Annotated in this window: 18 protein-coding genes; 6 read left to right on the top strand and 12 right to left on the bottom strand. The window is 71.6% G+C overall.

What is annotated here, in order from left to right; genetic code table 11:
- Positions 1-79: 79 nt before the first annotated feature.
- A complete protein-coding gene (locus J2Z30_RS46110) occupies positions 80-1,567 on the bottom strand; it encodes an NCS1 family nucleobase:cation symporter-1 (RefSeq protein WP_044569109.1) in 1,488 nt (495 codons plus the stop codon).
- Between the two features lie 155 nt (positions 1,568-1,722).
- Entirely contained in the window at positions 1,723-2,466 is a 744-nt protein-coding gene (locus J2Z30_RS46105; RefSeq protein ID WP_044569111.1) for an aspartate/glutamate racemase family protein, read from the bottom strand.
- A gap of 222 nt (positions 2,467-2,688) precedes the next feature.
- Here J2Z30_RS46105 and J2Z30_RS46100 point away from each other — a divergent pair, with 222 nt between their 5' ends.
- Positions 2,689-3,480, top strand: a complete 792-nt coding sequence (locus J2Z30_RS46100; RefSeq protein ID WP_044569112.1) for an IclR family transcriptional regulator — start codon at positions 2,689-2,691, stop codon at positions 3,478-3,480.
- 813 nt (positions 3,481-4,293) lie between these two features.
- Here the strand turns inward: J2Z30_RS46100 and J2Z30_RS46095 are convergent.
- Positions 4,294-4,611, bottom strand: a complete 318-nt coding sequence (locus J2Z30_RS46095) for a DUF5955 family protein (protein WP_044569113.1) — start codon at positions 4,609-4,611, stop codon at positions 4,294-4,296.
- 275 nt (positions 4,612-4,886) lie between these two features.
- Between J2Z30_RS46095 and J2Z30_RS46090 the strand changes: the two genes are divergently transcribed.
- On the top strand, positions 4,887-5,495 hold the full coding sequence (locus J2Z30_RS46090; protein ID WP_044569114.1) for a nucleotidyltransferase family protein: 609 nt from the start codon (positions 4,887-4,889) through the stop codon (positions 5,493-5,495).
- Between the two features lie 158 nt (positions 5,496-5,653).
- Positions 5,654-7,273: a malate synthase A gene (aceB, locus tag J2Z30_RS46085; RefSeq protein ID WP_044569116.1), complete on the top strand. Its 1,620-nt coding sequence runs from the start codon at positions 5,654-5,656 to the stop codon at positions 7,271-7,273.
- Between the two features lie 66 nt (positions 7,274-7,339).
- On the opposite strand, the gene J2Z30_RS46080 is transcribed toward aceB, so the two are convergent.
- The 7 genes from J2Z30_RS46080 to J2Z30_RS46050 form a co-directional block, all read right to left on the bottom strand.
- Positions 7,340-9,178 carry an alpha-L-fucosidase gene (locus tag J2Z30_RS46080; protein WP_044569119.1) on the bottom strand — a complete coding sequence of 613 codons (1,839 nt, stop codon included), beginning with the start codon at positions 9,176-9,178 and terminating at the stop codon, positions 7,340-7,342.
- Positions 9,179-9,349: 171 nt separating this feature from the next.
- Positions 9,350-10,720, bottom strand: coding sequence for an 8-oxoguanine deaminase (locus J2Z30_RS46075; protein WP_044569120.1), 1,371 nt, complete (start codon positions 10,718-10,720; stop codon positions 9,350-9,352).
- A 49-nt stretch (positions 10,721-10,769) separates the two neighbouring features.
- On the bottom strand, positions 10,770-11,651 hold the full coding sequence (pucL, locus tag J2Z30_RS46070; RefSeq protein ID WP_044569121.1) for a factor-independent urate hydroxylase: 882 nt from the start codon (positions 11,649-11,651) through the stop codon (positions 10,770-10,772).
- 5 nt (positions 11,652-11,656) lie between these two features.
- A complete protein-coding gene (uraH, locus tag J2Z30_RS46065; RefSeq protein ID WP_037949319.1) occupies positions 11,657-11,995 on the bottom strand; it encodes a hydroxyisourate hydrolase in 339 nt (112 codons plus the stop codon).
- Entirely contained in the window at positions 11,995-12,585 is a 591-nt protein-coding gene (gene uraD / locus J2Z30_RS46060; protein WP_078956573.1) for a 2-oxo-4-hydroxy-4-carboxy-5-ureidoimidazoline decarboxylase, read from the bottom strand. The genes uraH and uraD overlap by 1 nt, the downstream gene beginning before the upstream one ends.
- Positions 12,586-12,691: 106 nt before the next feature.
- Complete coding sequence (locus J2Z30_RS46055) at positions 12,692-13,063, bottom strand: helix-turn-helix domain-containing protein (protein WP_044569123.1); 372 nt, start codon at positions 13,061-13,063, stop codon at positions 12,692-12,694.
- Positions 13,060-13,311, bottom strand: a complete 252-nt coding sequence (locus J2Z30_RS46050) for a hypothetical protein (protein ID WP_044569125.1) — start codon at positions 13,309-13,311, stop codon at positions 13,060-13,062. Before J2Z30_RS46050 ends, J2Z30_RS46055 begins: the two co-directional genes overlap by 4 nt.
- A gap of 354 nt (positions 13,312-13,665) precedes the next feature.
- On the opposite strand from J2Z30_RS46050, the gene J2Z30_RS46045 reads away from it, so the two are divergent.
- Both J2Z30_RS46045 and J2Z30_RS46040 read left to right on the top strand, forming a co-directional pair.
- Positions 13,666-14,370 carry a hypothetical protein gene (locus tag J2Z30_RS46045; protein ID WP_044569126.1) on the top strand — a complete coding sequence of 235 codons (705 nt, stop codon included), beginning with the start codon at positions 13,666-13,668 and terminating at the stop codon, positions 14,368-14,370.
- A gap of 123 nt (positions 14,371-14,493) precedes the next feature.
- On the top strand, positions 14,494-15,243 hold the full coding sequence (locus tag J2Z30_RS46040; protein ID WP_044569127.1) for a neutral zinc metallopeptidase: 750 nt from the start codon (positions 14,494-14,496) through the stop codon (positions 15,241-15,243).
- Positions 15,244-15,318: 75 nt separating this feature from the next.
- Here the strand turns inward: J2Z30_RS46040 and J2Z30_RS46035 are convergent, their stop codons facing one another.
- Together J2Z30_RS46035 and J2Z30_RS46030 are read right to left on the bottom strand one after the other, a co-directional pair.
- Entirely contained in the window at positions 15,319-17,043 is a 1,725-nt protein-coding gene (locus tag J2Z30_RS46035; RefSeq protein WP_044569128.1) for an AMP-binding protein, read from the bottom strand.
- Positions 17,044-17,116: 73 nt separating this feature from the next.
- Complete coding sequence (locus J2Z30_RS46030) at positions 17,117-18,889, bottom strand: AMP-binding protein (RefSeq protein WP_044569129.1); 1,773 nt, start codon at positions 18,887-18,889, stop codon at positions 17,117-17,119.
- A 151-nt stretch (positions 18,890-19,040) separates the two neighbouring features.
- On the opposite strand from J2Z30_RS46030, the gene J2Z30_RS46025 reads away from it, so the two are divergent.
- Positions 19,041-19,931 carry a helix-turn-helix transcriptional regulator gene (locus J2Z30_RS46025; RefSeq protein ID WP_245389240.1) on the top strand — a complete coding sequence of 297 codons (891 nt, stop codon included), beginning with the start codon at positions 19,041-19,043 and terminating at the stop codon, positions 19,929-19,931.
- Positions 19,932-20,085 lie beyond the last annotated feature (154 nt).

Genomic DNA, 20,085 nt, shown 5'->3' with positions numbered 1-20,085 from the left:
CGCGCTTCCGGATCCAGGTCGAACACGTCACCAGCCTTTCGTTATACGGAATTAACCTTCCGTTGAGCAGGGCAAGTCTTTACTCCGCCACCGGGCGGGTCAAGACCCCACCCGTCGTGACCTGCGATGTGATCAGCGTCTGGGCCATGGCGCCGCCGACCCTGGCCTTCGCGGATCTCAGACCGTAGATACCCCCGGCGATGGCCAGTCCGAAGCACCAGGAGAACGGGGCGACGTCCGCGAAGAACTTGACCAGCGCGAGCACCGCGGAGACGGCGGCCGCGGGCACGAAGGCGATGACGGCCTCGGGGTTGAAGCCCCGGCGGTAGTAGTACGCCCCCGCCTCGTCCGCGCGGAACAGGGCGTCGACATCGATCCGGCCGCGCCGCACCAGGTAGTAGTCGACCAGCAGGATCGCGACGAGCGGGCCGAGGAAGGCGCCGAGGCCGCCCAGGAAGTACTGGATGACGACCGGGCTGGAGTACAGCTTCCACGGCATCACGACGATCGCGAGCACCGCCGTGACCATGCCGCCGCGCCGGAAGTCCAAGTGCTTGGGGGCGAGGTTGGCGAAGTCGTACGCCGGTGAGACGAAGTTCGCCACGACGTTGATCCCGATCGTGGCGATCATGAAGGACAGCGCGCCGACCACCGTGACCACCGGGTTGTCGATCCGCGCGATGACATGGACCGGATCGGCGACCGCGGTGCCGAAGACCGAGATCGTGCCCGCCGTCATCAGCACGGAGACGACGGCGAAGGCGGTGAAGTTCACCGGCAGCCCCAGCAGATTGCCGCGCCGGTACGAACGGTGATCCGGGGTGAAGCGGGCGAAGTCGGCGTAGTTGAGCACCAGGGTGAGGAAGGTGGCCACGGTCAGACTGACCGCGATCACGCTCTGGTGCAGCTGTTCGCCACCGCTCAGCCCGGTCAGGCTGCGGGTGAGCGAGATGTCGCCGCCCGCCTTGACCACCAGCCATACGGCGAGCACGAGCATGACCAGCCAGACCACCGGGCCGGTGGCGAAGTCCTGCACCTTGCGGATGAACTCCATGCCCCGGGTCAGCAGCACCGCCTGGAGCAGCCACATCACCAGGAACGCGATCCAGCCCAGGGTGGACAGGCCCAGGATGGAGTTGTGGTCGTACGCCGCGAGCCCCGGCTCGAGCTGGACGCCGAGCAGGATGAGCGCCTCGGAGGCCAGCCAGGTCTGGATGCCGTACCAGGCGACCGCCATCACCGCCCGGATCAGCGCCGGGATATTGGCCCCGTACACCCCCCAGCTGGCCCGTGCCAGGACCGGGAAGGGCACTCCGGTGCGGTGGCCCGCGTGACCCATGCGGTTCATGAGCCAGTGGACGATGGTGATGCCGGCGAGCAGGGACAGGAACACCTCCCACGTGGGCAGCCCGAGGACGAACAGGCTCGCCGCGAAGGCGTAGTTGCTGATCGCGTGGGTGTCCGACATCCACAGGGCGAAGATGCTGTACGTCCCCCAGTTGCGCTCCTTCGCGGGCGCGAGGTCCTCGTTGTAGAGGCGGGGGTCGGGCGATTGGGGTGCTGCCATGGTGCCCTCCGAAGGGGTGGTGCGGAACTGCCGTCACGCGGCCCATCTCTTCCGCATGACGGTGACGTGCGGGCGTTGCCGATCGATGACACCGGCGTTTCCCGCGGTGTCAGGGCACCGGCGCCAGCGTGCCTCGGCTCCGGCGCCGGACCGGATCACGGCGGGTTCGGGCGGCGCTCGCCGATCGGCCGGCCGACGATGGTCTTGGGTCGCGGCGGGGCGAAGGCCCGCGCCTTGCTGGTGGAGAGGCCGAGTCCGACGAGCGCCTCGGCGAACCTCACGGCGGCGGCGACCCCGTCGACGACGGGCAGACCGCCCAGCGCCTTCGAGACCCGCTCCCGCAGCCCGGCCATGCCCCCGCAGCCCAGACAGATCACCTCGGCGCCGTCCCGCTCCACCACCTCCCGCGCGGTCGCCACGATGACCTCGACCGTCCGCTCCCGGTCCGCCTCCAGCTCCAGTACGCCCAGACCGGTGCCGCGCACACCCGCGCAGCGCCCCAGCAGGCCCGCCGTGAGCAGCCGGTCCCGGATCTGCGGCACGGCCCGGTCGAGGGTGGTGACGACGCCGTAGGAATGGCCGAGCATCATGGCCATCTGGGCGGCGGACTCGGCGATGTCGAGGACCGGAACGTCGAGCAACTCCTGCGCCCCCTCCCGCCCCGGCTCGCCGAACCCGGCCATGACCAGCGCGTCGAAGGGTTCGTCGAACGTCGTCAGCCGGTCCAGTACGGCGGCGGCGCTCAGATACCCGTCGAAGTGACCCTCGATCGATTCGGGGCCCCACAGCGGCTCGGTGGCCACAATGGTGGTGCCGGGGCTCGCACTGGCCTCGGCGAGGTCCCGGATGGAGGCGGTCATGGCGGCTGTGGTGTTCGGATTCAGTACAAGGATGCGCATAGCACTCCCGCAACGACTCTCTGTTTCCATAGAATGGAAGTCACTTTTCGGGATGCAGAAATTAGTCAGCGTGGTCAGCCTCGTCAATGGATCGGACAGAGATCGTTGACAAGCAGCTACGGGAGGTCGCCGCGGACGGGTAGGCTGCCCGTGGCCGGTCGGCCGCGGCGTCCGACGCGTGTGCGAGGCCGGCGCCGCCCACCGTGAAAGGAAATCGCCGACGTGCCGTCCGCCGAGTCCAAGACCGCCGCCACCACCGCCGGATCCGGTGGCGTCCAGTCCCTGGAGCGCGCCTTCGATCTGCTGGAGCGGATGGCCGACGCCGGTGGCGAGGTCGGACTGAGCGAGCTCTCCAACAGCAGCGGGCTGCCGCTGCCCACCATCCACCGCTTGATGCGCACGCTGGTCGCCTGCGGCTACGTCCGCCAGCAGCCCAACCGCCGCTACGCCCTCGGGCCCCGGCTGATCCGGCTCGGCGAGAGCTCGTCCCGGCTGCTGGGCACCTGGGCGCGGCCATATCTGGCGCGGCTGGTGGAAGAGACCGGCGAAACCGCGAACATGGCGCTGCTGGACGGCGATGAGGTGGTGTACGTCGCGCAGGTGCCCTCGCGCCACTCGATGCGGATGTTCACCGAGGTCGGACGGCGGGTGCTGCCCCACACCACGGGCGTCGGCAAGGCGCTGCTGGCGGACACGCCCCCCGAGGAGGTGCGCGCCCTCCTGGCCCGCACCGGCATGCCCTCGGTCACCGAGAAGACGATCACCACGCCGGACGAGTTCCTCGCCGCGCTGCGGCAGGTCCACGAGCACGGCTACGCGGTGGACGACAACGAGCAGGAGATGGGCGTGCGCTGCCTCGCCGTCTCGGTCCCCGACTCCCCCGCCCCGGCGGCCATCTCCATCTCGGGCCCGGCGGGCCGGGTGACCGACGAGGCCACGGAACGGATCGTGCCGATCCTCAAGGAGGTCGCGGCCGAACTGTCGGGCGCACTGGCCAACACGGGGTCCGCCTGACGGCGGAGGGGGTCGGCGGGCGGACCGCTGCGGGGTTCGGCCCGACGCGCACCACCACGGGGTTCGGCCCGACGGCCGAAGGGACGACGACGCCACGCCACCACCGGGTCCGGCCCGACGCCGAGGGGACGACGACGGCACGCCACCGTCGGGTCCGGCCCGACGGCCGAGGGGAGCGGACCGGCAGCGGGCGACCCGAGCGGGCGGGGCCCGCTGAGCCGCCGCCGGGCGGGGGGCGGGAGCGCTGGACCACCACCGGGTCCGCCTGACGGCGGAGGGGGTCGGCGGCGGACCGCTACGGGGGTCCGGGGGACCACGCGGCGGAGCCGCATATGGGTGCTTTCCCCTCCCCGCCCCTTCCCGATACCAGGGGCTCCGCCCCTGGACCCCGGGGTTTACGGGCGGAGCCCCACCACGCGGCGGAGCCGCATATCGATGCTGCGGGAAGGGGCGAACCCCCGGCCCGGGGCCTGGGGCGGGAGCCCCCTGGCCCGGGGACCGGGGCGTGGAGCCCCTGGCCCGGGGCCGGGGCGGAGGCTCGAGCGGGGGCTGGGGCGGAGCCCCAGTTTCGGGAAGGGGCGGGGTGGGGAACAGCCCGCCGCAGGCGTCACCCGACCAGCGCGGGCGGAAGCACCGAGGCGACGCCGGGCGCCGGGCGAGAGCAGGACCGGCGGGCCACCGCCCGGCGCGAGCGGGGCCACCCCGACCACCACCTGGCCACCCGGCCCGAGCGGGGCCCCGGACAATCGCCCGGCGCGGACGGGGTCGTAGGGCCGGTCGGTTCGGCCTTGTCCGTGCCCGTTGTCCGTGCGCTCAGTCTCTCCCTATGCCCGTCTGTGGCACATTGCCGAACTGGTCGATCGCCGCACGAACACCCGTCAGGGCGGGGCCCAGGGCGCTGACCGAGCCCAGGGCACCCGCGATGAGGAGCAGCGAGCGGCGCAGCCGGTGCAGTTCCGGGGCGCCGGTCCGGGCCATGGCGTCGAGCGCGGCCAGTTCGTCGTCCGCGATCGCCCGGTCGGGTAATTCCGCCGGGTGGGCGGCCAGATCGCGCCTGAGCCGGGCCACGGCACGGCGCAGTTCGGCCGCCCTCGGATCGTCCTCGGTGCCCGCCACTCGCCTGACTTCCACGACTGCGGCGCCCTCCACTGACAAGGCGCCGGGTTCACCCCAGAGCCTCGCGCCTTCGTTGGCCAACACTGCCCTTCTCCCCCTCGCGCCCTCTCGCACGAGCCTGCCCCCTCTCCCGCCTGACCGCCCCAACCCTCCACCTCGCGTGGATTCGGACACAAGGGGCCGCGGATCAGTTAACGCCACTCAGTGCACGACGCGCTATACGGAGAGCGAAAATCAGACCGGCTGGGATGAAGCCCCCGCATGGCCCTGATGTGCGGTAAGCAGGGCCCATGGAACGTACAACGGAGGACTCCGCGCAGGTCGCCGGGATCGTACTGGCGGCCGGGGGCGGCCGGCGGCTGGGCGGGCGGCCCAAGGCCCTTTTGACGCATCGGGGGCGGCCGCTGGTGGAGCGCGCCGCGCACGCGCTGCGGGAGGGCGGCTGCGCCCCGGTACACATCGTGCTGGGCGCCGCGGCCGGGGCCGTACGGGCGCGGGCGCACCTGGACGGGTACGTCCTGGTGGACAACCCCGACTGGGAGGAGGGCATGGGCTCTTCGCTGCGGGCCGGGCTCACCTCACTGGCCGGTACGGGCGCGAAAGCGGCGCTGATCGCGCTGGTGGACCAGCCGGGGATCGGCGCCGACGCGGTGGCTCGGGTGGTGGCCGCGTACCGCTCTCCGTCCACCCTGGCGGCCGCCGCGTACGCCGGGGAGCGGGGGCATCCGGTGCTGTTCGGCGCGGACCGGTGGGCGGATATCACGGCGAGTGCGGTGGGCGACCGGGGGGCACGTGCCTATCTGCGGACGCATCAGTCCGCGATCACGCTCGTCGATTGCTCGGATATCGCCCGTACGGACGACATCGACACCCCTGAGGACTTGACGCTGCTGGAGTGAGGGGTGCCGACGGACAAGGCGACGCGACGGTCCAACAGAACATCGAACCTCCACCAGCGGTTCAACGGAAGATTGAACTTCCACCATGAGAAACTTATTATCCGCAAAGCAGAGGTATCGCGAGCGTCCAGCCAGACTCGCCCAAGGAGTGACAGCCCATGTCCGCACCAGCGCCGTCCCCGCTGGCCATCGTCGACGCCGAACCGCTGGAGCGTCAGGGAGAGGTGCTGACCGACGCGGCCCTGGCCTTCCTGGCCGAGCTCCACCACCGCTTCACCCCGCGCCGGGACGAGCTGCTCGCGCGCCGCGCGGAGCGCCGCGCCGAGATCGCCCGCACCAGCACCCTGGACTTCCTCCCGGAGACCGCCCACATCCGGGACGACCCGGACTGGCGTGTCGCCCCGGCCCCGCCCGCGCTGGAGGACCGCCGGGTGGAGATCACCGGCCCCACCGACCGCAAGATGACCATCAACGCCCTCAACTCGGGCGCCAAGGTCTGGCTCGCCGACTTCGAGGACGCCTCCGCCCCGACATGGGCGAATGTGATCGGCGGCCAGCTGAATCTGATCGACGCCTATGAGCGCCGGATCGACTTCACCTCCCCCGAGGGCAAGAGCTACGCCCTGCGGCCCGACGACGCGCTCGCCACCGTCGTCACCCGGCCGCGCGGCTGGCACCTCGACGAGCGCCATCTGCGCTCCGCCGACGGCCGCCCGGTCCCCGGCGCCCTCGTGGACTTCGGGCTGTACTTCTTCCACAACGCCCGCCGGCTGCTCACCCGGGGCCAGGGGCCGTACTTCTACCTCCCCAAGACCGAGTCCCACCTCGAGGCCCGCCTCTGGAACGACGTCTTCGTCTTCGCTCAGGACCACCTCTCCATTCCGCAAGGGACGATCCGCGCCACCGTTCTGATCGAGACGATCACGGCGGCGTACGAGATGGACGAGATCCTCTACGAGCTCCGCGACCACGCCTCCGGGCTCAACGCGGGCCGCTGGGACTACCTCTTCTCGATCGTGAAGAATTTCCGCGACGGCGGCCCCGGTTTCGTCCTGCCGGACCGCAACGCGGTCACGATGACCGCCCCGTTCATGCGCGCCTACACCGAACTGCTCGTCCGCACCTGCCACAAGCGCGGCGCGCACGCGATCGGCGGCATGGCGGCCTTCATCCCCTCGCGGCGCGACCCCGAGGTCAACGCCGTCGCGTTCGACAAGGTCAAGGCCGACAAGGACCGTGAGGCCGGTGACGGCTTCGACGGCTCCTGGGTCGCCCACCCCGATCTGGTCCCGGTGGCCCGCGCCTCCTTCGACGCGGTCCTCGGCGACCGGCCGCACCAGAAGGAGCGGCTGCGCGAGGACGTCCAGGTCACCGCGGCCGAGCTGATCGACATCGCCTCGCTCGACGCCACCCCCACCCATCAGGGGCTGCGCAACGCCGTCCAGGTCGGCATCCGCTATATCGAGGCGTGGCTGCGCGGCCTCGGCGCCGTCGCGATCTTCAACCTGATGGAGGACGCGGCCACCGCCGAGATCTCCCGCTCCCAGATCTGGCAGTGGGTCAACGCGGGGATCGTCTTCGAGAACGGCGAGAAGGCCACCGCCGATCGTGTCCGTAAGGTCGCCGCGGAGGAGCTGGCGGCGATCCGCGAGGAGGTCGGCGAGGACGCCTTCGCCGCGGGCAGGTGGAGCCAGGCGCACGATCTGCTGCTGAAGGTCGCGCTGGACGAGGACTACGCCGAGTTCCTGACCCTGCCCGCGTACGAACTGCTGGACTGACGCGGCGCGTTCACGCGGAGGAGAGGCCCCGGACCGCCACCGATGCGGTCCGGGGCCTGGCCGTCCCTACGGCGTGTAGAGCTGGGAGCGCGGCACGATCTGCTGGGGCACGCTGGGGCTGGACCACAGCAGCTTCATATGCGCCTCACCGGTCTGCTCGGTGTACTCGATCCGGATGGCGTGCTTCGTTCCGGCGCGCAGCGCGACGGTCGCCTTGTCGACCTGTGGACCGTGCGGGGTGGTGCTGTCGATGACCAGACGGCCGTCGATCCACACCCGCGCGGTGTCGTCGGAGACGGTCGAGAGCGTGTAGGTCTCGCTGTGCCGGGGCTGGAGGTAGCCGGTCCAGCGGACGCCGAAGTGGTCGGCGGGGACGTCGGCGGCCGGGGAGCCGGCGAACCGCCAGGTGTGGTTGACGGCCGGGTCGGTCCGGGTGACGGCCGGCGGTCCGGTGAAGGTCTCGTTGGCGAAGGCCTCCTCCCGCAGCCCCTGGCCCCGCCCCTGGGGCGCGGCCGGGGCCGGTTTCACCGTCAGCTCGATCACCGAGGCGATGTCGTCGACCGCCCCGCCGGAGGGGGTGAGATCGAAACCGTCGCCCGCCGTCGCCACCTCGACCCGCTGTCCGCTGCCCAGCACCCGGGCGCCGACCACCGTGAACGGCGCCTTCGCGGTGAGGTGGAGCGGCTGACCGGCGGCGGGCCAGGAGGTGACGGACGCGTACAGCCGGTTGCCCGACCGGCTGACCGCGCCCCAGGACGGCTCGTCGACCAGCCCGGTGGCCCCGGCCCCGTACACCGCGCGGCCCTGGCCGGAGGTGCGCAGCCAGGAGCCGATCTCGCGCAGCCGGTCCACGGAGGGCTGGGGCACGCGGCCCAGTTTGTCGGGGCCGACATTCAGCAGGTAGTTGCCGCCGCGGCTCGCGATGTCGAGGAGATTGCGGGTGAGGGTGGTGGGCGACTTCCAGTCCTGGTCGTACTTGGCGAAGCCCCAGTGGCCGTTGAGGGTCATACAGCTCTCCCACAGCTGCCCGGCCACGGGCGCGTCCGGGATCTCCTGCTCGGGCGTTCCGTAGTCGCCGTCCACCACGCGCCGCTTGCCGACCCGGTTGTTGGTGATCAGATCGGGGTCGAGCCCGTGCAGATACGACTGGAGCCGCTCCCCGTCCTGGGCGGACCAGCGGTTGGTGGGGTTGTCCGCGTCCCATTCCCCGTCGAACCAGAGCAGCGCCGGATCGTAGTTGTCGACCAGCTCCTTGAGCTGGGCGTACATCCGCTTCTCATAGCGCGGGAAGGTGGCGGGGTCGGCGAAGTCGGGGTCGTGCCAGTCCCAGATCGAGTAGTAGAAGCCGAGTTTGATCCCGGCGGCGTCCGCGGCGGACTTCAACTCGGCCAGGATGTCGCGCCGTTGGTCGAAGGAGGAGTGGTCGCGCAGATTCCAGCTGTTCTGCTTGGTGGGCCACATCGCATAGCCGTCGTGGTGCTTGGAGGTGATGACGATATAGCGCTGCCCGGCGTCCTTGGCCGCCTTGACGATGGCCTTGGCGTCGAAGGACGACGGGTTGAAGTCCTGGGCGGCGTCCTCGTACTCGTCCATCGGGATCTGGCAGTTCCGCTTGATCCACTCCGCGTCACGGCAGACGGTCCCGTCCGCGCGCCGGTATTCGCCCTCCAGCTGGGAGTAGGCGCCGAAGTGGATGAACATCCCGAAGCGGTCCTGCCGCCACCAGTCGGTGCGGGCGGAGGTGAACGGATCGTCGGTCGCGTAGTCGGTCCCGGGGCCGGGCTCCCGGGCCGTCGTCGGCGTCGCGGCGGCGGAAGGGCCGCTGAGGATCGTCGCCAGCACCATGCCGAGCAGAAGGCTGAGCGCTCGGAGGGGGATGACGGCCCGTCGTCTGGACGTACGCATGGCGGCTCCTGTGCTCGTGGGGTGGTCGGACAGGAGGGCTGGCCAGCCGCGTACGGGAACCTAGAGCCGGAAAGATGGGATGTCAACGGGGCTCGAACGCCCTGACGGGCCGCTGATGGCGCCCGTAAGGCGGCCACCCCGGCGACCCATCCGATGTATCGGCTGCGGCGTTCAGCCTTCTTCCGCGATACGGGCCAGGCGCCGCGCCTCGGTGCGGGCCTCCCGCGCGATCTGGTCCTCGTCCACGGTGAGCAGCCGGCCCGACTCCACCACCGGAGCGCCGTTCACCAGGGACAGGGTCACCGGGGCCGGGGCGCCGAGGACGAGCGCCGCCACGGGGTCGGCGATGGACGAGTGGCCGAGGCCGTCCAGCTTCCACAGCACCAGGTCGGCCAGTTTGCCCGGCTCCAGCGAGCCGATCTCCTCCTGGCGGCCGAGCACCCGCGCACCGCCGTGGGTGCCCAGGCGCAGCGCCTGACGGACGTTCAGCGCCTTCTCGCGGTGGCCGCCGAGCCGGTTGATCAGCAGCGCGTTGCGCAGTTCGGTGTGGAGCTCACCGGATTCGTTGGAGGCGGTGCCGTCCACGCCGAGGCCCACCGGTACGCCCGCGGCGAGCAGATCGGGGACGCGGGCGATCCCGGCGGCGAGCCGGGCGTTGGACGAGGGGCAGTGGGCCACCCCGGTGCCGGTCCGGGCGAACGCCTGGATGTCGGTGTCGCTCATATGGACGCAGTGGGCCATCCACACGTCCTCGCCCAGCCAGCCGGTGGATTCGAAGTAGTCGGTCGGCCCCATTCCGAACCGCTCATGGCAGAACTTCTCCTCCTCCACCGTCTCCGAGCCGTGGGTGTGCAGCCGTACGCCCTTGCGGCGGGCCAGCGTCGCGGACTCGCGGAGCAGTTCGGTGGAGACGGAGAAGGGCGAGCAGGGCGCCACCGCGATCCGCAGCATGGCGTCGAACGCCGGGTCGTGGTGGGTGTCGACGGCCGCCTCGGTGGCGGCCAGCGCGTCCTCCATGGACTCCACGGCGAAGTCCGGCGGCAGACCGCCGTCGGAGGCGCCGAGGTCCATGGAGCCGCGGGCGGCGGTGAACCGCACCCCCAGCTCGCGCGCCGCGCGGATCTCGGCGCCCAGCAGATCGCCGCTGCCGCGCGGAAAGACGTAGTGGTGGTCCATGGCGGTGGTGACCCCGCCGCGCACCATCATCGCGAGCGAGCCGCGGGCCGCCGCGTGGACCATCGGCTCGTCGATCCGCGCCCAGACGGGGTAGAGCGCGACCAGCCAGTCGAAGAGGTTGCTGTCCTGGGCCAGGCCGCGGGTGAGCCACTGGTAGAAGTGGTGATGGGTGTTGACCAGGCCCGGGGTGACCAGATGCCCCGTGCCGTCGACCCGGCGGACGACGCCCTCCAGCCCCTCCGGCGCGGGCCCCTCGCCCACCGACTCGATGCGGTGGCCCGCCACGACGACATGGCCGGAGGCGTACTCGGTGTCGTGGGCGTCCACGGTGGCGACGGCGCAGTTCTCGATGACGATGCGGTTCACGGAGCGTGGCCCTCCCGTCGTATCGGTCGGTGGGGATCGGTGAGGTCTGTCAGTCGGTGGGGATCCGGGGCTCGGCGCCGTCCCGCACCACGGTGGCCTCGATGAGCCCGTACGGCCGGTCGGCGGCGAAGTAGACCTCGTTGTCATTCGTGAGGCCGAAGGGTTCCAGATCGACCAGGAAGTGATGCTTGTTGGGCAGCGAGAGGCGTATCTCGTCGATCTCGGGGCGGTGCTCGATCACCCGCGCGCCCATCTGATAGAGCGTCTGCTGGAGCGAGAGCGAGTAGGTCTCGGCGAACGCGCTCAGCAGATGGCCGCGCGCCTCGGCGTGGCCGTGGTCCCAGTCCGGCATCGGCCGGGTGTCCTCGCTCCAGCCGTAGCGCCAGCGGGCGTGCACATCGGTGGCGAGGATGCGGTCGCGCGCCTCCGGAAGCGTGGTGTACCGGTCCTTCACATAGCCCCAGAACTCGGAGTCCGTGGTGTTCAGGACGGTGAGGCCGGTGAGCCCGGAGACCACCTCCCAGCGCTCGCCGTCGAAGGTGATCTGGGCGGTGCGGACCTCCTGGCCGCGGCGGACGAAGGAGTGCTCGGCGCGCCCGGCCGTCCCGATCCGCTCCCAGGCGTACTCCTCGACGCGGACGCGGGCGCGGTGGATGGGCTCCTGGCTGGTGACGAAGTGGCGGGCCAGCCGGATGCCGAACTCCTCGGCCGTGTCGATGCCGTGCTCCTTGGCGAAGGCGTACACGGTGTTCTTGGTGGTGTCGGTCGGCAGGACGTTGGCGTTGCCGCCGGAGAGGTGGACCTCGTCCATCTCTCCGGAGAGGGCCACCGAGACGTTGAGGTCCTTCAGGTGGTGCACGGCGCCGTCGCGCACCACCCGGACGACACGGGTTTCGGCTTTGCCGTAACTGTTCGGGCCGAGCGTGGGCATCGGTGCTAGCTCCCTCGGTAGACGGAGTAGCCGAACGGGGTGAGCAGCAGCGGTACGTGGTAGTGCTCACCCGGCTCGACGGCGAAGGCGACCGCGACCTCCGGGAAGAAGGCGTGGGTCAGATACGGCCCGGTCTCGAAGCGCAGCCGTGCGTGGGTGGTGCCCTCGGGGAGGGCGGGCAGGTCCCCGCAGCGCCCGTCGGCGTCGGTGAGGGAGTCGGCGTGCGGCGTCCACTCCGCGCCGGGCCCCGAGCGGACGGACAGCTCGACGACCACGCCCACGGCGGGGCGGCCGATGCTGGTGTCCAGGATGTGGGTGGACACCGAGGTGGCGCCGCTCGCCATCACCGCTCTCCTTCCGCCGGGGCCCGCGGGGCCTCCAGGGTTTCCGCCGGGGTTTCCGCCCGGGTTTCCGTCAGTGTCTCCGCCCGGGTTTCCGCCAGCGTCTCCGTCAGCCGGGTCAGCCGGATGCGATTGATCTTTCCCAGTTCGGTGCGGACGATGTCGCGCTCGGTGTCGGCGTCGTGGTGGATCCGCTCGCGCAGCGCGGCCAGCATCTCCTCGCCGGTGCGGCCGGTGGCGCAGATCAGGAAGACATGGCCGTGGCGCTCCTGGTACGCGAGGTTCAGCTCCAGCAGCTCCGCGCGCTCCGCGTCCCGTACCCCGCGCTGCTCCCGCGCCGAGGCCGCGTCGCCCGGGGCCGGCCGCCCGATGGGCGGATGCGCGGCCATCGCCTCGGCCAGGTCGGCGGCGGTCAGCCCGGCCATGGCCGCGTCGGCGGCGTCGAGCAGCTCCCCGACCGTGGCGTACGGCCGCCCGGCCGCCACCGCCGCGCCCCAGACCCGGCTGGCGCACACCTCGCGCAGCATCGCGGCGGCGTCCCGGTCGTCCACCGCGTTGAACCGGGCCAGCCCCGGCGGTGCACTGGAAGTCACTCTCGCAAGCTAGGAGGCTCCCGCGCCAACGTCAACAGTTTGTTGAAAACTCTGGGTAACGGGAGCCCACCGCCAGTCCGTGAGACGGGCGCGTAACGGGGCGCGGTCAGTCCCCGCCCTTCTCGCGATTGAGGTAGTTGTAGACGGTGAAGCGGCTCACCCCGAGGGCCCCGGCGACCGTCTCGACCCCATGGCGCACCGTGAACGCGCCACGCTGCTCGAGCTGGCGCACCACGGACTGCTTGGTCTTGCGGTCCAGGGCCGAGAGCGGTACGCCGTGGCGGCGCTGGAGGTCGGCGAGGATGCGGTCGAGCGAGTCCGACAGATGCGGCAGCCTTACGGCGACCACCGGACGGCCCTCCCAGGAGAGCACCACATCGTCGCCCCGGGCCCGGTCGGGGGCGATCATCTCGCCGCCCATGGCGTCGACGAGCGGCTTCACCGCGGCGGCGAAGGGGTGGTCGGCCGGTACGCTCACGCCTCGGCCTCCCCGAGGACACTGACCTGGAGCGAGATCCGGGTGGCACCAGCTTCGAGGGAGCCGCGCAGCAGCCGGTCGACGGTCTCCAGCACCGCCTCCGCCCCGCCCTCGGCGGTGTTGCCGAAGGGGCCGACGTCCACGGCGTCCAGCGGGGCGGCCTGGACGGTCTCGCGGGCGGTCACGGCGTGCGGCGGCACCTCGTCGAGGTCGAACGGTTCGGTGGTGAACTCAACCCTCAATCTCACGCCGCCAACCTACTGCGTCCCGCCTAGGGTCTGTCGTCAAAGGGGGCGTCCGGCCGCGAGCAGGGGGCCCCTCCCAGCGGTAGCTGGGGGAGTCTGGTGCGGTGCCTGGCAAGGCGGAGCGTCGCCCTCGTACTGGGCGTACTTGGGCGACGCGACAACGCAGCCGGGGGCACCTCCCAGCGGTAGCTGGGGGCGCCGTGCCAGGCGTCGGGAGCAGGGCGCCCCCTTTGACGACAGGCCCTAACACGGCGCCCCCGCTACGGGGGTCAGAACGCCCAAGTCCCTCCCCGCGGCCGCCCGCTTCGGGGAGCATGGACCGATACCGCATCCGCCTTCCGCCCACGGAGCGCCCCGATGACAGACCACGTGCCGGTGCGTTGTCCCGCGTGCCGTCGCGAGCAGTCGTTCACGCCGCCCGCCTTCCCCTGTGCGTGCGGCGCCCCGGTCACCCTCCCCGTCCTCCGCGACGGCAGCCCGGAGGAGCTCGGCCACCGCACCTGGGAGAACCTCTGGGTGGCGGTGAACTGCCCGTCCTGCGGCCGCCAGGGCCACTGGCCGCAGCCGGAGCTCGGCTGCGACTGCGGCGCGGTGGTCCGCGTCCCCGTCGCCGCCGCGCCGCCCCCGGTCGGCCCGGGTGCGACGGCCGGGCCCGGCGGCCCGGCGGTGCGGCGCCCGGCCTTCCGGCCAGTCACGATCCGTACCGCGCGGGACGCGGTCACCGCCGCCGCGCAGTATCTGAAGTGGCTCGGCTTCCACAGCCTGCGGCCCTCGGAGGACCGGGCCGTCTCCGGAGTGGACCTCTACGGGACGGGCGTGGTCGCCCAGGTCGATCCGACCACCCGCCCCACCGGGCTGCGGGACATCGAGTGCCTGTGGCTGAACGGGCTCCACAAGTCGGCGATGAGCGTCTTCTTCTCGCTCGCGGGCTATGCGCGGGAGGCGCGGGCGCGCGCCGACGCGCTGCATCTGCCGCTGTTCATCATGGATCTCACCGGCACCCCGCAGCCCGTCAACGACCCGGCGGACGTACTGATCCGGATGGGCCCGCCGGACGGCTGACCCGGTCGGCTCTTGTGCTCATGACCGGGGAACGCTTCCTTTGAGGGACCGCTGATGTACCACCGCGGGACCACCCCCCACCGTTCACCCGTCCCATCCGCTCGACCGGCCGGAGGCCGAACGATGGCTGTTCCGTGGTATCCGAGGTCATGGGCCGCTCTCGCCGCCGTCCTGATCCTCCTCCTGGTGACCGGATGCGGGGGCGCCGATGTGCCCCGCCCCACGGTGGAGAGCTCCTCGCCCGCGCCCGGCCCGCTGTCCAGCACGCCCGCCCCGCCGACCGGCGGCGCCGGCCCCGACGGTGGAGGGAGCGTGGAGGAGGACATCCAGGCGGCGGTCTCCGTCACCAACACCTACTGGCAGACCCACTGGTCCCAGCTGTTCACCGGCGGCTACAGCCCGCCCCGGGTCGTGGGGGCCTACGACGGCGGCACCCCCGGCACTCCGGTGTGCGGCAACGCGCCCCTCCCGGACGACAACGCCGTGTACTGCCCGGACGGCGACTACATAGCGTGGGACATGGATCTGATGCGCTGGGGTCACGCGCGGGGCGACGCCTGGGTCTATCTGGTGATCGCCCATGAGTGGGGCCACGCGGTCCAGAACCGGCTGGACGCGGGGTTGGTCGATCTGGCCCGTGAGCTCCAGGCCGACTGCCTGGCCGGGGCGGTCCTCTTCGGCGCCGCGCAGGACGGGACGCTCACCTTCGAGGACGGCGACACCGAGGAGCTGGCGGACGCCCTGACCGCGCTCGCCGACCGGACCCCGTGGACCGATGTCTCCGACCACGGCGACGCCTCCCAGCGGGTCTCCTACTTCAGCCGCGGCGCGCGATCCGGGGTGAAGTCCTGTCTGCCGAACGGCGTTCGGTGACAGGAGGCCGGTGGCACACGGCGTTCCCGGCTCGGGGGTGTGGGCCCCTGCTGTGGTAGAGGGGCCCGCATCTCATCAGCTGGGTGCGGCCTGGGGTTCGGCGCGCTCGGCAAGCGTTTCCGATCTGGCCGGATCGGCCTCGGACCGGGTCTCGGGCAGCAGCTCCCGGGCGGCCGTCTCACGCAGCTCGACCTTGCGGACCTTGCCGCTGACCGTCATCGGGAAAGCGTCCATGAGCCGCAGATAGCGGGGGACCTTGTAGTGGGCGAGGCGGCCCCGGCAGAAGCGGGCGAGCTCGTCGCGGGTGAGGGTCCTGGCGCCCTCGCGCAGGATGACGCAGGCCAGGATCTCCTCGCCGTACTTCTCGTCGGGTACGCCGACGACCTGCACATCCGCGACCTTGGGGTGGGTGTGCAGAAACTCCTCGATCTCCCGCGGATAGACGTTCTCCCCACCGCGGACGATCATGTCCTTGATCCGGCCCACGATCTGGACGTATCCCTCGTCGTCCATCACCGCGAGGTCGCCGGTGTGCATCCAGCGCGCCGAGTCGATCGCCTCGGCGGTCCGCTCGGGCTCCTGCCAGTACCCGAGCATCACCGAGTAGCCGCGGGTGCACAGCTCGCCGCGGGTGCCGTGGGGCACGGTCGCCCCGGTCACCGGGTCGACGATCTTGACCTCGACATGCGGCAGCACCCGGCCGACCGTCGAGGTGCGGCGCATGAGGTCGTCATCGGGCCGGGTCTGGGTGGAGACCGGCGAGGTCTCGGTCATGCCGTAGCAGATGGACACCTCCGCCATGTGCATCTCGTCGACCACCCGCCGCATCACCTCCACCGGGCAGGGCGATCCGGCCATGATCCCGGTGCGCAGCGAGGTGAGGTCGAAGGTGGCGAAGTCCGGCAGGGCCAGCTCGGCGATGAACATGGTGGGGACGCCGTACAGCGAGGTGCAGCGCTCCCGTTCGACGGCGGAGAGGGTGGCGACGGCGTCGAAGGTGGGGGCGGGGATGACCACGCAGGCGCCGTGGGTGGTGGCCGCGAGGTTGCCCATCACCATGCCGAAGCAGTGGTAGAAGGGCACCGGCACACAGATCCGGTCCTGGGCGGTGTAGCGGACCGTCTCCCCCACGAAGAAGCCGTTGTTGAGGATGCTGTGGTGGGAGAGGGTGGCGCCCTTGGGGAAGCCGGTGGTGCCGGAGGTGTACTGGATGTTGACCGCGTCGTCGCAGCCGATCCGGGACTCGCGCTCGGCCAGCCGCCCGGGGGCGACATCGGCTCCCGCGCGCACCAGCATGTCCCAGGTCCGGTCGCCGATGTAGATGACATCGCGCAGGGCGGAGCAGGCCGAGCGCACCTGCTCGACCATCCGGCGGTAGTCACTGGTCTTGTGCTCGGTGGAGGCGACCAGGACCGAGATGCCCGCCTGCTGGAGCACATACCGCAGCTCGTGGACGCGGTACGCGGGGTTGATATTGACCATGATGGCGCCGATGCGGGCGGTCGCGTACTGCAACAGCACCCATTCGGGGCAGTTGACGGCCCAGATGCCGACCCGGTCGCCCTTGGCGACCCCCTTGGCCATCAGCCCGAGCGCGACCTCCTCCACCGACCGGCCGAACTCGGCGTAGGTCCAGCGGCGGCCGGAGGGGATGTCGACGAGCGCGTCGCGCTCGCCGTACAGCTCGACGGCGCGGGCCAGATTGGCGCCGATGGTGTCGCCGAGCAGTGGGAGGTCACCGACTCCACTGGCGTAGGAGAGCCCGGCTGGGCTCGGTGGGTCGGACGTCAGGTCGGTCATGGCAGCTCCTTGGTGTCAAGGTCACGGACGCCTTCACGTTCGTGAGGGTGGGTCATCATATGAGCGTCAGTCATCAGATTTCCTCATGAAACTCGATACCGCCGCCTTGTGCCGTGCGTTCACGCAGCTCGATCCGGCGAATCTTCCCGGAAACCGTCTTGGGGAGGTCGGCGAACTCCAGTCGGCGGATCCGCTTGTACGGCGCGAGCACCGCCCGCGAGTGCGCGAACAGCGCCTTTGCCGTGTCCGGGCCGGGCTCCCAGCCCTCCGCGAGGACGATGTACGCCTTCGGCACGGCCAGCCGCACCGGGTCGGGGGCCGGGACGACGGCGGCCTCGGCGACCGCCTCGTGCTCCAGTAGCGCGCTCTCCAGCTCGAACGGGGAGATCTTGTAGTCGGACGCCTTGAAGACGTCGTCGGCGCGGCCGATGTAGGTGATGTAGCCGTCGGCGTCGCGCGAGCCGATGTCCCCGGTGCGGTAGTAGCCGCCCGCGGTGGCCTCGGCGGTGCGCTCCTCGTCGCCCTCGTAGCCGGTCATCAGGCCGACCGGGCGGCCCTCGGGGCCGGTGAGGTCGAGGCAGATCTCGCCCTCCTCACCGGGCCGGCCGGTGACCGGATCGAGCAGGACGACCCGGAACCCGGGGGTGGGCCGTCCCATCGAACCTGGCTTGAGCGGCTGTCCGGGGGTGTTGGCCACCTGAACGGCGGTCTCGGTCTGGCCGAAGCCGTCCCGGATCGTGACCCCCCAGGCGCGCCGCACATGCTCGATGACCTCGGGGTTCAGCGGCTCGCCCGCGGCGACGGCCGCCCGGGGCGGGGTGCGCAGCTGGGTGAGATCGGCCTGGATGAGCATCCGCCAGACGGTGGGCGGGGCGCAGAAGGTGGTGATGCCACAGCGGTCCATCTCGGCCATCAGGCGGGTGGCGTCGAACCGCGTGTAGTTGTGGACGAAGACGGTGGCCTCGGCGTTCCAGGGGGCGAAGAGATTGGACCAGGCGTGCTTGGCCCATCCGGGGGAGGAGATGTTGAGGTGGACATCGCCCGGCTCGACCCCGATCCAGTACATCGTCGACAAATGTCCGATGGGGTACGAGATGTGAGTGTGCTCGACCAGCTTGGGGCGGGCGGTGGTGCCGGAGGTGAAGTACAGCATCAGGGGGTCGGTGGCGAGGGTGGGCCCGTCGGGGGTGAAGGTCTCGTCGGCCCCGGCGCCTTCGTCTCCGGCGCCGTCGTCCGTGGCGCCCGCTGTGGTGCCCGCCGTGCCGGTTGCCGTGCCGGTTGCCGTGCCGGTTGCCGTGATGGCGGCGGTCCCCGCGTCCTCGTAGGCGAGCCAGCCCTCGGGCGCGCCGCCGACCGCGATCCGGGTGTAGTCCCCGGCCACGTCCGCGAACTTGCCGGTGTCCCCGGCCCGCACGATCACATGTCGCGCCCGGCCGCGCTCGATGCGGTCGGCGAGGTCGAGCGGCCCGAGCAGCGGGGTGGCGGGGATGACGACGGCGCGCAGCTTCATCGCGGCGAGCGCGGTCTCCCACAGCTCGGCCTGGTTGCCGAGCATGACCACGATGCGGTCACCGGCCCGCACACCCCGCTCGCGCAGCCAGTTCGCGGCCCGGTCGGAGCGGCGGCGCAGCTCCTCGAAGGTCAGGCGGATCTCGCTGCCGTCCTCCTCGACGATGTGCAGGGCGGTACGGTCGCCGCTGCGCCGGGCGATCCCGTCGAACCAGTCCAGGGCCCAGTTGAACCGCTCCGGGCGGGGCCAGCGGAACCCCTCGTACGCCGCCACGTAGTCCTCCCGGTGACCGAGCAGGAAGTCCCGTGCCACGCGGAAGTCCTGGGCCGGATTCATTGCTGTCACTTGTCCTCCTGAAGGGCGTACCGCTCGCTAGCATCGTGCGACGGGTGATCTGAGTCTCACTACCCCCGGACGGGGGTGGCGCTGGATGTGGGAGGTGGCCGTGGCGGGATCGGACGGGGCGGGATCGGACAGGGCCGCCGACATGCGAAGCGCGCTCCAGCGGATGCGCCGGCGCGGTGGACTGCCCGTCGCGTTCGGCGGACTCTTCTCTGGCGCACGGCAGTTCCGGATCTCGGAACTCACCGGCACCACGACCAACTCCCTGCGGGGACTGGCCATCACACCCGGCAACGGCCTGGGCGGCAAGGTCCTCACCATGTCCCGGCCGATCTCAGTGGCGGACTACCCCACCTCGCGGGCGATCAGCCATGAATACGACGCGGCGGTGGGCGCGGAGGGGCTGCGCTCGATGCTCGCGGTGCCGGTGGTGGTGCGCGGGCAGGTGCGCGGGGTGTTGTACGGCGCGCTGCGCCAGCCGCTGGTGCTCGGCGACCGGGCGCTGGGCTCGGCCGTGGAGGCGGCCCGCGAACTGGAACGGGCGCTGGAGCACGAACTGGCGCAGGAGCTGGCGGCGCGGGACGAGGCGCAGCGGCTGCTGGCCGAGGCGCGGCAGCGGCGGCTGCGGGGGCTGCGGGGGCAGCCGCAGCCGCAGTGGGCGCCGCCGACGGAGGAGACCGATCCGGCGGTGTGGGAGGAGGTGCGCGAGGCCCATGGCGATCTGCGGGCCCTGGCGCACCGGGTGCCCGACCCCCAGCTGCGGGCGGAGATACTCACCGCCTGTGGCCGGCTGGCCAGGGCCTCGTCCGGGCACGGCCGCGAGCGGGAGCGCCCGAGCGGGGTGGAGCTGTCGCCGCGCGAGGTGGACGTACTGGCGTGTGTGGCGTCGGGGGCGACGAATTCCGCGGCGGCGGAGCGGCTTGGTTTGCGGCCGGAGACGGTCAAGAGCTATCTGCGGTCCTCGATGCGGAAGTTGGGGGCCCGCACCCGTCTCCACGCGGTGGTCGAGGCCCGCCGGGCGGGGCTTCTGCCGTAGCGCGCGTAGCGCGCCGGGCGCTGAGGTTCTTGGGTCGGCTGGGTCTGCTCAGGTCGGCTGGGTGCGGCTTTCGTCTCGCGCCTTCGGCGCGATTGAGCAGCGGGGCAGGAGGCGGGAGCGCGGCCCCGTCGCCGGGCGCCGGGTCGGCGGGGGC

This window comes from Streptomyces iranensis, assembly GCF_017874715.1.
Taxonomy (GTDB): domain Bacteria; phylum Actinomycetota; class Actinomycetes; order Streptomycetales; family Streptomycetaceae; genus Streptomyces; species Streptomyces iranensis.
Note: the sequence above shows the minus strand (reverse complement) of the source record. Positions and strands in the feature narration are given on the sequence as shown.

What these genes read in the sequence shown, in the direction of transcription:
- J2Z30_RS46110 (WP_044569109.1), bottom strand. Translation starts at nt 1,567, where the DNA reads ATGGCAGCACCCCAATCGCCCGACCCCCGCCTCTACAACGAGGACCTC.
- J2Z30_RS46105 (WP_044569111.1), bottom strand. Translation starts at nt 2,466, where the DNA reads ATGCGCATCCTTGTACTGAATCCGAACACCACAGCCGCCATGACCGCC.
- J2Z30_RS46090 (WP_044569114.1), top strand. Translation starts at nt 4,887, where the DNA reads ATGGAACGTACAACGGAGGACTCCGCGCAGGTCGCCGGGATCGTACTG.
- aceB (WP_044569116.1), top strand. Translation starts at nt 5,654, where the DNA reads ATGTCCGCACCAGCGCCGTCCCCGCTGGCCATCGTCGACGCCGAACCG.
- J2Z30_RS46080 (WP_044569119.1), bottom strand. Translation starts at nt 9,178, where the DNA reads ATGCGTACGTCCAGACGACGGGCCGTCATCCCCCTCCGAGCGCTCAGC.
- pucL (WP_044569121.1), bottom strand. Translation starts at nt 11,651, where the DNA reads ATGCCCACGCTCGGCCCGAACAGTTACGGCAAAGCCGAAACCCGTGTC.
- uraH (WP_037949319.1), bottom strand. Translation starts at nt 11,995, where the DNA reads ATGGCGAGCGGCGCCACCTCGGTGTCCACCCACATCCTGGACACCAGC.
- J2Z30_RS46045 (WP_044569126.1), top strand. Translation starts at nt 13,666, where the DNA reads ATGACAGACCACGTGCCGGTGCGTTGTCCCGCGTGCCGTCGCGAGCAG.
- J2Z30_RS46040 (WP_044569127.1), top strand. Translation starts at nt 14,494, where the DNA reads ATGGCTGTTCCGTGGTATCCGAGGTCATGGGCCGCTCTCGCCGCCGTC.
- J2Z30_RS46035 (WP_044569128.1), bottom strand. Translation starts at nt 17,043, where the DNA reads ATGACCGACCTGACGTCCGACCCACCGAGCCCAGCCGGGCTCTCCTAC.
- J2Z30_RS46030 (WP_044569129.1), bottom strand. Translation starts at nt 18,889, where the DNA reads ATGAATCCGGCCCAGGACTTCCGCGTGGCACGGGACTTCCTGCTCGGT.
- J2Z30_RS46025 (WP_245389240.1), top strand. Translation starts at nt 19,041, where the DNA reads ATGCGAAGCGCGCTCCAGCGGATGCGCCGGCGCGGTGGACTGCCCGTC.